General features: G+C 65.9%; 10 protein-coding genes. 6 read left to right on the plus strand and 4 right to left on the minus strand.

What is annotated here, in order from left to right:
- Positions 1–11: 11 nt before the first annotated feature.
- The 3 genes from L2Y96_RS05965 to L2Y96_RS05975 all read right to left on the minus strand — a co-directional run bounded on the left by L2Y96_RS05965 (position 12) and on the right by L2Y96_RS05975 (position 7,230).
- Positions 12–2,312, minus strand: a complete 2,301-nt coding sequence (locus L2Y96_RS05965; RefSeq protein ID WP_247333879.1) for a catecholate siderophore receptor Fiu — start codon at positions 2,310–2,312, stop codon at positions 12–14.
- A 183-nt stretch (positions 2,313–2,495) separates the two neighbouring features.
- The gene (locus tag L2Y96_RS05970; RefSeq protein WP_247333881.1) at positions 2,496–3,698 is read right to left on the minus strand and encodes a YcaO-like family protein; all 1,203 of its coding nucleotides are present in this window, start codon (positions 3,696–3,698) and stop codon (positions 2,496–2,498) included.
- Between the two features lie 1,405 nt (positions 3,699–5,103).
- Positions 5,104–7,230, minus strand: a complete 2,127-nt coding sequence (locus tag L2Y96_RS05975) for a M13 family metallopeptidase (RefSeq protein WP_247333883.1) — start codon at positions 7,228–7,230, stop codon at positions 5,104–5,106.
- Between the two features lie 245 nt (positions 7,231–7,475).
- Here L2Y96_RS05975 and L2Y96_RS05980 point away from each other — a divergent pair, with 245 nt between their 5' ends.
- Both L2Y96_RS05980 and L2Y96_RS05985 read left to right on the plus strand, forming a co-directional pair.
- Positions 7,476–9,167 carry a phospholipase C gene (locus tag L2Y96_RS05980; RefSeq protein WP_247333884.1) on the plus strand — a complete coding sequence of 564 codons (1,692 nt, stop codon included), beginning with the start codon at positions 7,476–7,478 and terminating at the stop codon, positions 9,165–9,167.
- Positions 9,168–9,243: 76 nt separating this feature from the next.
- Complete coding sequence (locus L2Y96_RS05985; RefSeq protein WP_247333886.1) at positions 9,244–10,782, plus strand: multicopper oxidase family protein; 1,539 nt, start codon at positions 9,244–9,246, stop codon at positions 10,780–10,782.
- Positions 10,783–10,916: 134 nt separating this feature from the next.
- Here L2Y96_RS05985 and L2Y96_RS05990 read toward each other — a convergent pair whose 3' ends face one another.
- A complete protein-coding gene (locus tag L2Y96_RS05990) occupies positions 10,917–12,701 on the minus strand; it encodes a M14 family metallopeptidase (protein WP_247333888.1) in 1,785 nt (594 codons plus the stop codon).
- Positions 12,702–12,782: 81 nt separating this feature from the next.
- Here L2Y96_RS05990 and L2Y96_RS05995 point away from each other — a divergent pair, with 81 nt between their 5' ends.
- Genes L2Y96_RS05995 through L2Y96_RS06010 form a run of 4 tightly spaced genes read left to right on the plus strand, consistent with a single transcriptional unit; the run spans position 12,783 to position 16,036 of the window.
- Complete coding sequence (locus L2Y96_RS05995; RefSeq protein WP_247333890.1) at positions 12,783–13,313, plus strand: RNA polymerase sigma factor; 531 nt, start codon at positions 12,783–12,785, stop codon at positions 13,311–13,313.
- Entirely contained in the window at positions 13,300–13,917 is a 618-nt protein-coding gene (locus L2Y96_RS06000; RefSeq protein ID WP_247333891.1) for a hypothetical protein, read from the plus strand. The genes L2Y96_RS05995 and L2Y96_RS06000 overlap by 14 nt, the downstream gene beginning before the upstream one ends.
- A 59-nt stretch (positions 13,918–13,976) precedes the next feature.
- Positions 13,977–14,642, plus strand: coding sequence for a response regulator (locus L2Y96_RS06005; protein ID WP_247333892.1), 666 nt, complete (start codon positions 13,977–13,979; stop codon positions 14,640–14,642).
- Positions 14,639–16,036: a sensor histidine kinase gene (locus L2Y96_RS06010; protein WP_247333902.1), complete on the plus strand. Its 1,398-nt coding sequence runs from the start codon at positions 14,639–14,641 to the stop codon at positions 16,034–16,036. Before L2Y96_RS06005 ends, L2Y96_RS06010 begins: the two co-directional genes overlap by 4 nt.
- The last annotated feature ends 5 nt before the right edge of the window (positions 16,037–16,041 follow it).

Raw genomic sequence — 16,041 nt, forward strand, 5'->3', positions numbered from 1 at the left:
CCTCGGGGCGATCAGAAGCGGAAGTTGGCGCTCAGCATGGCCGAACGCGGGGTACCCGGAGTGTAGCGGTAACCGCTTTTGTTGATCGCCGCGACATAGTTCTTGTCGAAGAGGTTGTACACGTTGAGCTGCAGGTCGAAGTTCCGGTTCACCGGGTAGCTGGCCATCGCGTCGAACACCCAGTAGCTCTCCGTGTGGTCCGGCGTGCCGATGGCGCCGTCGGTGCCGCGCTTCATCTCACCGCTGTAACGCGCGCCGCCACCGATCGTGAGGTCGAACGGCAGGTGGTACGTGGTCCACGCCGTGAAGGCCTTCTTCGGGTTGTAGGCGAGATCGGAGCTGCCATCCTGCGAGACGTTGGTGCCGGTTTCCACCTTGGCGTTCATGGTGGTAAAGCCGGCGCTCACGGCCCAGTTCTCGGTGAACTTGCCCACGGCCGAAATCTCGACGCCGCTCACGCGCTTCTTGCCGATCTGGTAATAGAGCAGGTCGGTCGGATCCTGCACCAGGTCGTTGGTGACGGTGGTGCGGTAGAGCGCCGCGGTCAGCAGCAGCTTCTCGCCGAGCAGGTCCCACTTCGTGCCGACTTCGGCGGTCTTCGCCTTCTGCGGATCGAAGTTGGGGTTGTCCGCGCTGTTGGCCGACGCGGAAAGCGTGAGCGTGTTACCGCCCGGCGGCTCCTGCGACTGCGCGAAGTTCGCGTAGATGCTGCCGTTGGCAGCCGGCTTGTACAGGATGCCGAGCTTGTAGTTCTTCAGGTTATCGCTGCTCTTCGCATCCACGCCCGGGACGATGCTGCCGGTCGGCAGGCGACCGCACACGGGGCCGCCGCGGCTGCCGCAGACGACGAGGCTGTTGAAGTCCGTCTTGTAGTGGTCGAAGCGTACGCCAGCGTTGACCTGCCAGGATTCGCCGAACTTCAGCGTATCGAAGAAGTACGCGGCGGCGGTGTTGGTCTTGCCGTAGCTGCTGGCGCCGTTCTCGCCGTAGCGCAGGCCGCCCACGTCGGAGTACGGCTTGTACAGGTTCGCCGCCGGCCAGGTGCTGCCGGTGAACGCGGCGATGCCGACCGTCTTGGCCACTTCCTGGCTCAGTTCGATACCCGCGCTGATGTCCTGGGTGACCGCGCCCGACTCGATCGTCGCGGTGACGTTGGTCTGGTTCGTGGCGATGCGGTTGGACTGGTGCTTGAACGTCGGCGTGCTGCGGGCCAGCGTCCAGGTCGACGGATCGGTCGGGTCGGGCGTGATGATGTTCGCACCGCTGGCGAGGAACGAGGTCAGCAGGTAATCCTGCTGCGTGCGGCCCCAGCGCGTGGTGTTGTGCAGGGCCACCTTGTCATTGAAGTCGTGTTCGACGATGACGGTGAAGAGATCCTGCGTGTTGTTGTCGTGATCCTGGCGCGTGCCGTAGAAGTTATCGGTATCGACCTTCGGCGCGGTGCCCAGGAACGCGCGGTTATCCGGCGAGCTGTAACCCGGCAGGCCAATGGTGGGGATGCCACCATCAGGCGTGTTGCGCTGCTTCACGTGCAGGTAATCGAGGTAGACGCGGGTCGGCGTGCCCAGGCCGAAGGCCAGCGAGGGCGCCACGCCCCAGCGGTTCTGCTCGACCTGGTCACGGCCGGCGACGCCGCTGTTCTGCTTCAGCACGTTCAGGCGGAACGCGCCGGTATCGCCCATCTGGCGGTTCAGGTCGGCGGTGGCGCGCTCACGCGAGCCGCTGCCGCCCTGCACGCTGCCGCTGATGCCGTTGCCCAGCACCGGCTGCTTGCTGACCAGATTCACGGCGCCCGTCGGTGCGGTACGGCCGTATTCGGTGCCGTCCGGGCCCTTGGTCACTTCCACCTGTTCGATGTTGAACACATCGCGCGAGACGGTGCCGAGGTCGCGGACGCCATCGACGAAGATGCTGCCCGAGGTATCGAAGCCGCGCATGTAGATCGCGTCGCCGGTGTTGGTGGCGCCGTTCTCACCCACGTAGAAGGTGCCGACGCCCGGGCTGTTGCGCAGGGCCTCGGTGAGCGTGGTGGCGCCCTGCTGCTGGATCAGTTCCTTGCCGATCACCTGGATGGTCTGCGTGGTATCGAGCAGCGACTGGCTGAATTTCGGCGACGAAGCCTTATCGACGCGGTAATCCGAGGAACGGTCGGCCTCGACCTGCATGCCCGGAAGGGCCTGGGCGTCGTTCACCTTCGCCTGCTGCGGCGGGGCGTCGGCAGCGGCGGCGCCGTGGGCGAGGGAAAGCAGGACAGCGGCACCGACGGTGCGCGCGGCGGGCACGGCGTGCTTGCGGCTCTTGATGTGGGCCATGGACGTTCCTATGCGGGGCTTCTGGAAGGGTGGGGCTATCGCAGGCACACGCCGACCCGCACCGGCCGGGGGCCAGCGTGGGAGGCGATGGGTTGTGTCCCTAGAAAACGCAGGGTGCGACACCTACAGACTGCACATCGTAAAGAGAATGAGAACGAGTTGCAATTACCTTGTCAGCATCATCTAAGCCAGCGGGTCCCGGGTGAAGCCCGGCACGACGATGCCGCCGCGGGAGACGAGGTAGTAGCGATCGAAGCCGGGTACCAGCACCTGGCAAAGCGTGACGGTCTCCCGCCGGCTGTAGAGCACGTGGACCAGCGGGCGGTAACCCTCGTCGGCCAGTGCCGTCATGCAACGGTCGAGTTCGTGGGAGACCGACCCCGAGCGCGTGCGGCCTGGGAGCGTGACGCGTTCAAGCCGCCGCTTCCCACACAACGCCGGGAGGTCGGCGACGCAGGCGCGGTGCAGGCGCGTCCACGGGCGCAGGCGGCGTTCTTCACGGGCAAGGTCGTCACCGACGCGGGGGACGTGATCTGCCACCGTATGCAACTGGACGAGTTCGGTCAGCGCACGTGACGCGGCATGCACCGGATCGCCTGAGGTGCCTGCGCCGTAGAGATGCTGTGGCCGGCCCGGACGCGCGGCAAATGCAAGGTAGGTGTGTGCGGCGGCGTGCGTGGAAATGTCGAGCAACGTGATGCTCGCACCGACCTCCGCTTCCGCGTCGATCCAGTCGCGGCGCAGTACCGAGCCGATGCCACGGGCATCGAGCACGCGTAGCGGAACATCGGCGTTGTCGTGGAACTGCCGACGCAGGAACCGCGATACGTCATCGCGTTCGATGCATTCGTTCAGCGCATGCAGTGCCGCTTCAGCGAATGTCGCGCCGATGGCGGTGCCGCTGTTGCTGGCGTAACGCGAGAGTGCGGTGTAATCGAACGTGTCGTCGGCATCGGGAGCGCTTACGTAAGTGGGCCGAGATAGCGCGAGTGGATAGGCCTTGCACGAACCATCGAGGAAGCCGGTGTAGACGCGGCAGGCGAGGTGCGTTTCAGATTGGTCGGCGAGCATGCCGTCGACGGGGGCACCCATGCCGGCAGGTACCTGGTGTGCGGGTATCAGGGCGTGTTCGAGGGAGCAGTCGTGGTGGAGGCTGAGGTAGTGCTCGCAGGCCTCGAACAGCGCGCCGGTGAGTGCGAAGTCGCGGCGTCCTTTGCCGATGCCTGTGCAGGGTACGGTGCCATCAGGGCTTTGCAGTTCGATAAGGGTGGTGTGCAGCGCGGCGCCGTGGCCTTCGCTACTCCAGGTGAGCCCAAGGTGGCTGAGTTCGTTTTCGACGCGTAGACGGGCTTGCGCGAGCGGGAACTCACGTTCGAAGGGAATCATGTTTTCGTCCAATGAAGAACGGGGCCCACAAGGGGCCCCGTTGGGGTTCACTCTTCGTCGAGCTCGGCGAGTTCGATGCGGCTGAGCTGCGGGTTGGCAGCGGCGTCGAGGTGGTCGAGGGCTTCGTCGTCCGGCAGGTGGTGGCAATAGCACATGTACAGGCCCATGGCATGACTCCTTGCGTTGAGTGGGGGTTGTCGGCGTGGATGAGCGCCGACGCTGCGCAGGTTATCGGGGCATGCACCCCTGGGCCGATCGGCGAAGGCCGTCGCGCGGTGTAGGCGTAGGCTTGGTCTCTCTACGGAAAAGCCCTACAAGAACATTCTCATCGGGGTGTTGGTTGGCGTTGTGGTTGCCCATGCGAGCGGGCTCGCCTTCGGCTTCGCGGGGCTCGGCTTGCGCCATCGCGTTAGCGCTCGTACGTGGTCGCAGGAGAGCCCTCGGCGCCCACCCTCGCTGCTCAGACAGGTCCTCGTCGTTCGAAAAGGAGTGCCCCTCCGGGGCAAATGTACTTATTGCCCTACGGGCGCGAACCGGTCGCCGGGCGGGGGTTTGAAACTCGCCATCCTGGCTCGGTTTCAAACGAGCGGCCCTCCATGGCCGCTCCCGCCTGCGGCGGCTGTTCCCGCCCGTCGCCCTCGCCTGCGAAACTCGCCTCGAGGGTGGGCGCCGAGGGCTCTCAGAGGCACTGAGGGCGTGTGATGGGAGAGCCAGCACCATGGTCGTGGCGGCCGGCCTTGTCGCCCGAGGTGCAAACCCACCGACGTGCTCGCGACGTTCCTGTAGGAGCCCACCCTGTGGGCGACGCCGTTCGCGGCAGACCGCGGGTCTTGCGGCGTCTGGCCCTTGATTGATCGTGCCGTACGACAGGGCCTGAGCGTTGAGGCGAAAGATGTCGCCCACAGGGTGGGCTCCTACGGCCGGGTGTTTCGGTTGTTTGTCAGGTGCGGGACGCCGCCAGGTCAGGCGTGTTGGCGGCGTTGGCTTTCCCACCGATCTGCCTCAGTGTGTCCGAGAGGCCTTGGCGCCCACCCTCGAGGCGAGTTGTCGGAGACGAGGCGGGCGGACGGGAACAGCCGCCGCAGGCGGGACCGGCCATGGATGGCCGGTCGTTTGAAACCGAGCCAGGAAGGCGAGTTTCAAACCCCCGTCCGCACGCCGGTTCGCGGCCGTAGGCCAATCAGGTACATGGCCCCGGAGGGGCCTCCCTTTCGAACGTTGGAGACTTGTCTGAGCAGCGAGGGTGGGCGCCAAGGGCTCTTTCCGGAGACGTCCGAGCGCAAACGCGATGGCGAAGCCGAGCAACGCGAAGCCGAAGGCGAGCCGTATCGAAAGCCCACAAAAAAAAGACGCCGCACAATCGTGCGGCGTCTTCGTGGGTGAAGCTAACGAACGGTAACGTGAGTTACCAGATCTTCACCTGCTTATCGCCCTCGCGGATCATCTTCGCGCCCGGCTTGCACTGGAACGCCGAAGCAAAGGCCTCCATGTTCGACGGCGCGCCAATCGCACGCAGCGAAGCCGGCGCATGCGGATCAACGTTAAGGTACAGCATCGCCTGCTTCTCGCGGACGCTACCACGCCACACGCGCGCCCAGTTCAGGAAGAAACGCTGGTCCTGCGTGTAACCGTCGATCTTCTCGCCCGCTTCCTGCGGGTTCTTCTTCAGGGCTTCCTGCAGCGCGTCGTACGCCACGTTCAGGCCACCCAGATCGGCGATGTTCTCGCCCAGGGTCAGCTTGCCGTTGACGTGCAGGTCCGGCTTGTCCTTGATCGGCGCGTACTCGTTGAACTGCGCGACCAGCTTGTCGGTGCGGGCATCGAACTTGGTGCGGTCTTCCTTGGTCCACCAGTTCTTGTTGTTGCCCTCGCCATCGAACTGGCTGCCTTCGTCATCGAAACCATGGCTGGCTTCGTGGCCGATCACCGCGCCGATACCACCGTAGTTGATCGCGTCGTCGCCGTTCGCATCGAAGAACGGCGGCTGCAGGATCGCGGCCGGGAAGTTGATCGTGTTGTCGGTCGGGTTGTAATACGCGTTCACCGTCTGCGGGGTCATGCCCCAATCCAGGCGGTCGGTCGGCTTGCCGATCTTGGCGATGTCGTAGTGGTAGTTGAACTTGCTGGCGGCTTCAGCGTTGCCGTAGTAGTTCGTGCCCGTCACTTCCAGGCCCGACCAGTCACGCCACTTGTCCGGGTAGCCGATCTTCGGCAGGAAGGTGTTCCACTTGGCGATGGCCTTCTGCTTGGTCTCGTCGCTCATCCAGTCGAGCTTTTCGATGCGCGCCTTGAGGGCGTTGCGCACGTTGTCGACCAGCTCGTTGGCGCGCTGCTTCGCTTCCGGCTTGAACACCTTGGCGACGTACAGCTGGCCCAGGGCTTCGCCCATTTCCGAGTTCACCGCGCCAAGCACGCGCTTCCAGCGCGGCTTCTGCTGCGGCTGGCCGGCGAGGGTCTTGCCGTAGAAGTCGAACTTGTTGTCCTGGAACGCCTTCGAGAGGTACGGCGACGCACCGTCGATGGCGTGGAAGCGCAGGTAGGCCTGCCAGGTGCTGACCGGGGTGCTGGCCAGCATCTTGTCGAACTGGGCAAAGAACTTCGGCTGCGAGAGCGAGAAGCCCTTGTCGACGGTGACGCCCTGGGCGGCGAAGAACTTCTCCCAGCTGAAGTGCGGGGTGATCTTGTCCGCGTCCTTCACCGAGACGAAGTGGTACTGGTTCTCCGGCGCACGCAGTTCGACCGGCGCCAGCGAGGCGGCGGCCAGCTGCGTTTCGAACTTCATGATGTCGTCAGCCTGCTTCTTCGCATCGGCGTCGGCGACGCCGGCGAGGGTCAGGGTCTTGGCGATGTAGTCGACGTAAGCCTTGCGGTTATCCGCCTGCTTCGGGTCGGTGTAGTAATCCTTGGTCGGCAGGCCCAGGCCATCCTGCTGCGCGTAGCCGATCTGGACCTTGGCGTTCTGGAAATCGGCGCCCGAGCCGAAACCGAACACGTAGCTGTTGCCGTCGTTGAAGCTGGCATCGAGGAAGTCGACGATGTCCTGCGGGGACTTCAGCGCATCGATCTTGGCCAGTTCCGGCTTGAGCGGGTCGACGCCGGCCTTCTCGATCGCGTCTTCGTTCATGCCCGAGCGGTACAGCAGGCCGATCTTCTGCTCGATCGAGCCGGCCTTGGCCGCGTCGGCGCCCTTGTCGGCGCCATCGACGATGTCGTGCTGGGTGTTCAGGCTGTTTTCGGCCAGCTGGTCGAAGGCGCCCCAGCGGGTGCGGTCTTCCGGGATCGGGTTGGCGGCAACCCACTTGCTGTTGACGAAGCCGTTGAAGTCGTCGCAGGCGTTGATCCCGCTATCGAGTTCGGAAACGTCGAAGCTGGGCTTGGCCGGCGCAGCGGCGGTGGCGGGGGCGGTGCTGGCGGCAGCCGGCGCATTGGCGGCCGGCGCGGCGGCACCGGCGTCGTCCTGCTTGCTGCAGGCCGTGCCTGCGAGTGCGACGCTCAGGGCCAGCGCGAGCGGCTTCAGGTACTGCTTGGTCATGGATATCCCTCTGTGGATGGTCTTCAAGTCGGCACTCCCCGGCGCCGCCCCGCCCGAGCATAGTGCTTGCGGACCCGGGAAGGGGCAGACCGTGACGAAAGTCATGGTTTGAGAAAAAGCTCAAAATCGGCCCGTTTTGTCCTGCGACTGTCACAACAGGTTCCTACGCTCCTAGCCACCGCATGACAGGGGATGCGGCCCATAGCCACCGGCGCATCACCGAAGATCACCGAGGAGCCACTGTCATGCGCAAGATCCTGGCCGCGGGCATTGCCTGCGTGCTTTCCCTTTCGGCCGCGACCCTGGTCGTCGCCCAGCAGAATTCCCCGGCGGAAGCCGCCACGACTGCCCTGGGCTTCGGCTGGGGCCATGGCGGACACGGTAACGACCCGCGTACCGCCACCCCCATCAAGCACATCGTGGTGATCTTCCAGGAGAACGTCTCCTTCGATCACTACTTCGGCACCTACCCGTTCGCGGCCAACAGCCGTGGCGAGCCGGCCTTCTACCCGCGCCCGTTCACGCCGAACGTGAACGGCCTGGACCGCCGCTTGCTCACCAACAACCCGAACGCGAAGAACAGCGCCAACGGCGATGCGGCGATCAACCCGTTCCGCCTGACCCGGGCGCAGGCCGCCACGGCCGACCAGGACCACGGCTATACGTCTGAACAGCGCGCCTTCCACGGCGGCAAGATGGATTTGTTCCCGTTGTATACCGGCCACGGCGAAGCCCTGCCGGGCGGCGATAGCTCGGAAGAGGGCGCCGGCCAGGTCATGGGCTATTACGACGGCAACACGGTCACGGCCTTCTGGAACTACGCCCAGCACTTCGCGATGAGCGACAACAGCTACGGCACTGTGTTTGGTCCGTCGTCGCCGGGTGCGATCAACCTGGTCTCCGGCCAGACCGCGGGCGTGATCGATACGCTCAACGGCACCGGCGCGGAAACCGACGATGGCAACGGCGGCCTGACCATGATCGGCGATCCCGATCCGATCGGTGACGTCTGCTCCTCGCCCACGGCGAGCCAGGCGACGATGGGTGGCAAAAACATCGGCGACCTGCTCAACGACCGCAACGTCACCTGGGGCTGGTTCGAGGGCGGCTTTGACCTGACCCGCACCAACCCGGACGGCAGCACGGGCTGCACGCGGCGCACGCTCTCGGCGGTGACCAACACCACCTCCAACGACTACAGCCCGCATCACCAGCCGTTCCAGTACTACCCGAGCACGGCTAACCCGACGCATGCGCGGCCGGGTTCGGTGGCGGCGATCGGCAAGACCGACCAGGCCAACCACCAGTACGACATCGAGGATTTCTACGATGCGCTGGATGCCGGCAACCTGCCGTCGGTGAGCTTCCTGAAGGCGCCGGCTTACCAGGATGGCCACGCCGGTTACTCCGATCCGCTCGATGAACAGGCGTTCGTCGTGAAGGTGCTCAACGCGCTGCAGCAGAGTGGCGAGTGGAAGGATACGGCCGTGGTCATCGCGTACGACGACTCCGACGGTTGGTACGATCACCAGGATCCGCCGCACGTGCATGCCTCGACGGGTACCACCGATGCGCTGGATGGCGATGGCGTCTGCAAGGGCCGCACCACGCTGCCGGGCATCGACGGCAAGACGCCGGCGATGGGCCGTTGCGGCTTTGGCCCGCGCCTGCCGCTGCTCGTCGTCTCGCCGTGGGCTCGCGATAACTTCGTGGACCACAGCGTCACCGACCAGAGCTCGGTCACCCGTTTCATCGAAGACAACTGGCTCGACGGCAAGCGCCTCGGTGGCGGTTCGGCCGACGCGACCTCCGGCCGTCTCGACAGCATGTTCGACTTCTTCCTGCCGCGCCTGTTCGATCGCAAGCTGATTCTCGACGAAAAGACCGGCCAGCCGAAGAACGCCGCCTCGTGGCCGTTCGGTAACGGGCATGGGTGATCGCCGCCGCTTTTTGAAGGCGGCGGGTTGCATGGCCGCGGCGGGATGGATCCCGTCGCGGCTTTTTGCGCACGACATGAGCCATATGCAGGCGGCGCCCACCGGCCAGGTGGGCAACAAGCTCTGCATGCATGCGATGGGCGACAACACGCACATGCCAGGCCTGGTCGATCCGTCGAAGCTGGCCGCCTACGTCGATCCGCTACCGATCCCTCCGGTGCTGCGTCCTGAGACCGGGAAGGTCCTCAGCGTGCGCATGGCGCCGAGCACGCACAAACTGCACCGCGACCTGCCGCCCACCGAGTTGTGGACGTATAACGGCAGCTACCCCGGCCCGACGATCGAGGCCCGTAGTGGCCAGGCGATCGACGTGGTCTGGGACAACGCGTTGCCGACGAAACACATGCTGCCCGTCGACCACAACATCTGTGGGGCGGAAGCCGATAAACCGCTGGTGCGCGCGATCACCCACCTGCATGGTGCGAAGGTGCCACGCAAGGACGATGGCTATCCGGAAGACTGGTATGTGCCGGGTAAGTCGCGCAAACACCACTACCCGAATGCACAGGATGCCGCGACGCTGTGGTATCACGACCACGCGATGGGGATTAACCGGCTCAACATGTACGCCGGTTTGATGGGGCTGTATCTCCTGCGCGATGAGCACGAGCTTTCGCTGGGCTTGCCGTCCGGTGAGTTCGAGCTGCCGCTGATCATCGCGGATCGCTGGGTGCGCCAGGATGGCCGCCTGTATTACCCGGATTCGGGTGATGCGAAGGCGCCGTGGGTACCCGAGGTGTTCGGTAATCTCACGCTGGTGAATGGTGCGATCCTGCCGCGCGCCGATGTACAGCCGCGGCGCTATCGCTTGCGCGTGGTGAACTCGGCGAACGGCCGCTTCTACCACCTGCGCTTCAAGGATGGCCGTCCGTTCCAGGTGATCGGATCGGACCAGGGCTTGCTTGCGGCGCCGGCCACCATGCGGGCCATCTTCCTCGCGCCGGGCGAGCGTGCCGATATCGTCGTCGACTTTGCCGCGTCGCGTGGTAGCGCCATTGAACTGATGAACGATGCGTTGCCGCTGATGCAGTTCGCGGTGGGGCAGGGTGAGGTCAAGGACGACAGCCGCGTGCCTGACGTGCTGCGCGATATCCCGCGTTTCACCGAGGCCAGTGCGTCGAAGACGCGTGAGCTGACGCTGGACGAATACAGCGACTGCGTGGCGACGCCCATGCTGATGCTGCTTAACGGCAAGCGCTGGCACGAGCCGGTGACGGAATCGATCAAGCTCGGTACGACCGAGGCATGGAGCCTCGTGAACCTGACCGAAGACACCCACCCGATTCACCTGCATCTGGTGCGTTTCCAGATCCTCGATCGCCGGCCCTATGACGTGGATGAGTATCTGGAGAAGAAAACCATCCGCTACGTAGGCCCCGCCCAGCCACCGCCGCCGCACGAACGGGGTTGGAAGGATGTGGTGCAGGCCTATCCCGGGATGGTGACGCGCATCGTGGCCACGTTCGAAGGCTACGCCGGGCGGTATGCGTGGCATTGCCACCTCGCCGAACACGAAGCCAACGAAATGATGCGTCCGTTCGAGGTAGTTGCGTAGGAGCCCACCCTGTGGGCGACATCTTTCGCGAAAACCTCGCAAGACCCTGTGGCGGCTGTACGAACGGCGTCGCCCACAGGGTGGGCTCCTACACGAAAGATGTCGCCCACAGGGTGGGCTCCTACACGAGCGGGTTAGTGCACTTGTTGGAGTGCGGGTTTGTCCAGCCGCAGGACCGGGTACGCGCCGACCTTCTGTGCCGTGTACCACGGGCTCTTTTCGAAGAAGAACGACAGGCGTGCGCGCGGGCTGGCGGCGAAGGCCGGGTCGGCGGCGACCTTCGCGTCGAACTCAGCCTTTAGCGCTGGGTTCTCCGCGATCATCTTCCGGGCCAGTGCTTCCATCACGCGCGGTTCGCCGTATTCCTTCGGCTCGAAGATCGCATCCAGGTAGCCCCAGGTCAGCAGCGAATCCGGGGCGTGTGCGTCCAGCAGGTTCGCGGCCAGCACGGCTTCGGCATCATCGGCACGAACAATGACCGTACCTGCGGGCAGGGTCACGGTTTCCTGCGTCGGGGTGATCGTCACGTCGCGCAGCAGGTGCCGGCCCTCGAAGGGCTTCTCCGCCCACTTCGGATTCGTCAGCATGTCCTGCGTGGCAGTCACCGTCACCGCCGCCTGCGTAGTGGTGTAAGGGATGTGGTGCGCATCGAGCTTGCTGATGATCGCGGTCCACTGGCGCGGGATTGCCCATGCCGCGGGTAGGGGCGCTGACGCATCGGGCTGGAGATCGAGCCAGCTCTGGATCGCATAGCTCTTCTTCCTGGTCGGGTCGTACTGGATCCACGTGTCGCCCGAGATATCGCTCTTCGTCTGCGTGAACGCGTAGCCCTTCAGGGTGAACGGCTTCGGCGTGGGGTCGGCCTTGAACGTGACCGGCACGGCTGCGTCAGGTGCGGCCGCGAGCGAGGCCGCCCAGGCGTCGCCATCCTTCGATGCCTTGAGCAGCGCGGCGGGATCCTTGTTGATGCCGGCGAGCACGGCGCGCACCACGTCATACGTGCCCTGCACGCGCACGGCGTAAGGCTTGAGCATGTGCGTTTCGATCAACAGGCCGGCGCGGTTGCGGATCGCTGCGTAGCCCGTGGAAAAACGCGGGCCGGAACCGAAGTTCTCGATACCCTTGGTCGGGTCGCGGCCATCCTTGAATTCGAGGTACGGCGAAGCGAGGTGGCCCATTTTTTCGTAAGCGGGAATGGCTTCGCCTTCAATCACGCGCTTCTGCCACGCGGCGATCGACGGCGGCAGCTTGTGTGCGTCTTCGAGGTAGTAGGTCAGGTCGTACTGATAGTCGGCGCCATCCGTGGTGTGGATGTCGATCAGCAGATCGGGCGACCACTGGTTCCACAGCTGCAGCCACGCGCGCGTTTCGGGCGCGTCGGCCTTCACGTAGTCGCGGTTGAGGTTCAGGTACTGCGCCTGGCCACGAAAGCCCATCTTTTCCGGGCCGTTCTGGTTGATGCGGTAGTACGGACCCGAGTTCTCGTGGCCGTCTACGCTGTACACCGGGATGAACACGAGCACGGCGTGGTCGAGCAGGTGGGCCAGCTTGCCGGTCACGGCGAAATCGCGCAGGAGCATCAGCCCTGCATCCTTGCCCTCGATCTCGCCCGGGTGGATGCCCGCCTGCAGCAGCACGATGGGCTTGCCGGCCGCGCGAGCCTTCTCCGGGGTCATGTCGCCATCTTTCGCCGCGACGACGACGGTCATGGGTCGGCCCTCGGGCGTGGTGCCGAAGGTCTGCACGCTCACCTCGCCATGCGAGGCCGCTGCCACCTTCTCGAGATAGGCCAGCGTGTCGGCATACGACGGCGTCGTGCGGAAGCCGGCGGCCTCGGCCGGGGTGATCCAGGCATCCTTCGCATGGGCGGCGAACGGGGCGGTGGCGAGCAGGGCGAGGAACAGGCGGGTGGCGCGCATGGGGGCTTCCGGCGAGACGAATCCGGCCATTGTGTGATTTTTTTCCCCGCCCGGCGAATCATGGGGGAAAGAGGAGGGGCCATGGCCAACGAGGAACGCCGACGACGCTGCGACGCCTTGCTGCACGAACACCGCCGCATCGTGTTCAAGGTGGCGGCGGTCTACGCGCGCCACGCCGAGGACCGGCGCGACCTGGCGCAGGACATCGCGCTGCAGGTGTGGCGTTCGTTCGGGCGCTATGACGCCACCCGTCCGTTCACGACGTGGCTGTACCGGGTGGCGCTGAACGTGGGGCTTTCCCACGCCCGGCGTGAGCGGGAGAGGCCTTCCATGGTTGGCGCGGAGGTGCTCGAAGCGATGGAAGGCGGCATGGCCGTCGCGGAACCTGACGAGCGGCTGGCGCTCCTGGCGCGGACGATCGAGTCGCTGGAGCCGCTCGAGCGCGCCCTGGCCTTGCTGTATCTGGACGAGCTTCCCTACGCGGAGATCGCTGGCGTGCTCGGCCTTTCGGAAACCAACGTGGGCACGCGCATCGCGCGCCTGAAGCAACGCCTGCGCCGGCAGATGGCCGCCGCGGTACCGGACGAGGAGGCTCTGCATGGAACTCGATGAACTGAAGGTGGCCTGGGCCGAACTCGACAGGCGTGTCACTGCGCTGGAAGTGGCGATCCCGAGGGGCGGGGCGGTGGCCGCGGTGCGCACCGAATTGCGGCCGCTTCGCTGGGGGCAGTCGGCGCAGATCGTAGGCGGCCTGCTGCTGGCGATGGCTGCCGGTTCGTTCTGGTTCGATCATCGGGACGCTACGGGCCCCCTCGTGGCCGGCCTGCTCCTGCACGCTTACGGCATCGCCATGATCATTGCCGCGGCCCGTAACCTCGCGCTGGCGGCCCTGGCCACCACGGATGCCCCGGTCCTGGTGCTGCAGCAGCGCGTGGCGGCGTTGCGGGCATGGCGGATCCGCGAGGGCCGCTGGTTCGGCGTGGTCGGCTGCTTCATGTGGGTGCCCATGATGATCTGGGCCTTCGCCTGGCTCGGCGTGGATATCGTGGCGGCGCGGCCCGGTTTCATCGCGTTGAACGTCCTGGTGGCGGTGGTGTGCCTTGGGGTCTTTCTGGTGGTGTCGCGGGTGCTGAAAACGCCCGAGGGCGCGTCCGTCCGTCGTGCAAGGGAGCGTCTGGACGAGATCGCCCGCTTCACCGGCAGCGGCCCGATGTAAGGAGGCGCTAAGGTGGCCGTCCCGATAATCTGCCCTGACTCACTTCCGGCCCTGCGTTCGTGCATATCCTCCTCATCGAAGACGATGCCCAGCTCGGCGACGCGATCCGCCGGGCGCTGGAGCGGCTGGCGCACACCATCACGTGGCTACGCGATGGCGATGAGGCCCTGAAAGCGCTGCGCGAACACGATGCCGACCTGGTGCTGCTCGACCTGGGCCTGCCCGGGCGTGACGGGCTGGATGTGCTGACGGAAGCGCGCCGCCTGCGGGTCACGACGCCGGTCATCGTCATGTCGGCGCGTGACCAGCTCGATGGCCGCATCCAGGTGCTGGACGCCGGCGCGGACGATTACCTGGTGAAGCCGTTCCATCTGGAGGAACTGGCGGCGCGTATCCGCTCGTTGTCGCGCCGCGCCCGGGGCGACGCGGTGAACCGCCTCGAAGCCGGTGCGCTGAGCATGGACCTGGGGACCTTCGACGTCGCCTGGCGCGGCGCCAAGGTGGACCTCACCCGTCGCGAGTTTGCACTGCTCCAGGCACTGATGGAGCGCGCGGGCCGCATCGTCCGCCGCGAGACCCTCGAAAGCACGTTGTACGGGCCGGAGAACGCCGTGAGCACCAGCGCGCTCGAAGTGCTGGTGCACGCCTTGCGCCGCAAGCTGAGCCCGGAGGCGATTCAGACCGTGCGCGGCTTCGGCTACATGGTGCCGCGGGAGCCCGTGTGAGGTCGCTCAGCCTTCGTTCCCGCCTTCTGCTGCTTATCATCGGCGTGCTCGCGGCCGTGCTCTTGCCGCTGGGCATCCTGAGTGCACAGCGCACGCTGGAGGAGGTCGACGAGCTCTCCGATGGCCGCCTGGCCCAGTCGGCGCGGACGCTCGAAGTGCTGGTCAACCGCATTGGCGTGGAGCAATTGCGCGAGCAGCGCACGGCACGGTTGCTCGTGCCCAGCTCCACGAACCACCCCGACGAACTGACCGTGCAAGGCCGCACCTATGAATCCGAAGTGGGTTTCCAGGTGTTCGACCGCGACGGCACCTTGCTCATGGCCACGGAGAACCTCGCGGCGGTGCCGCGCACGCACGTGCCCGATGGCCGCTATGAGGACGTGACCCAGGGGCGTTACACGTGGCGTGTCTTCACGCTGATCATGGAGGAGCAGGGCATCACGATCCGCGCGGGTGAGCGTTACGACAGTCGGCACGAGATCACCCATGCGCTGTGGCTCGAACACGGCCTGCCCACGCTGCTCGGTTTGCCGCTGCTTGCATTGCTGGTGGGCTGGGCGATCCGTCGCGGGCTAGGGCCGCTCGAGGACCTGGCCCGGGCGCTGGCCCGGCGTGAACCGGGCAGCCGGGCGTCGGTGCACCTGGGCGGCGACGCGCCGGAGGAACTGAAGCCGGTGATGTCGGCGCTGAACGACCAGATCTTCCGCCTGGAAAGCGCGCTGGAGCGCGAGCGCCGCTTCAGCGCCGATGTGGCGCACGAGCTGCGTACCCCGCTTGCCTCGACCATGATCAACCTCGAAAACGCGCTGGCCTCGGCGCGTCCCGATGAAGCGCATGCCGCGCTCAACGCCGCCCGCGATTGCCTCGTGTCGCTGGCAAGGCGCACCGAGCAATTGCTGGCGCTGGCCCGCCTGGAAGCGGGCGCGGCCTCGGGGCCGCGGGCACGCGTGAACCTGGCCTCGCTGGCGCTGGACGTGGTCGAAGAGCTTGCCCCGGTCATCGCGCGCGGCAACGTCGAGCTTTCGATCGACCGCCCCGAGGGCGAAGTGGTCGTCGAGGGCTATCCGGTGGCCCTGGGCGTGCTGCTGCGCAACCTGCTCGATAACGCGTTCCGTCACGTGCCGCCCGGCGGCCACGTGGCGCTTCTTATCGACCGGCGTGGACCCCACGCCGAGATCGAGGTGGTGGATGACGGCCCGGGCATTCCTGCCGAGCGTCGCGCCGGCATGTTCGGCCGTTTCCAGCGCGGGGTGGATACCCATGGCGATGGCTATGGGCTGGGCCTGTCGATCGTGCAGCGGGCCGCCGAACTGCATGGCGCTTCGGTGGAGCTGCTCGATAGCGAGGGCGGGCGTGGCCTGCGCGTCGTGGTGATCCTGCCTCTGCAGGCCTGACCCGC

The organism is Luteibacter aegosomaticola, from assembly GCF_023078475.1.
Classification (GTDB): Bacteria; Pseudomonadota; Gammaproteobacteria; order Xanthomonadales; family Rhodanobacteraceae; genus Luteibacter; species Luteibacter aegosomaticola.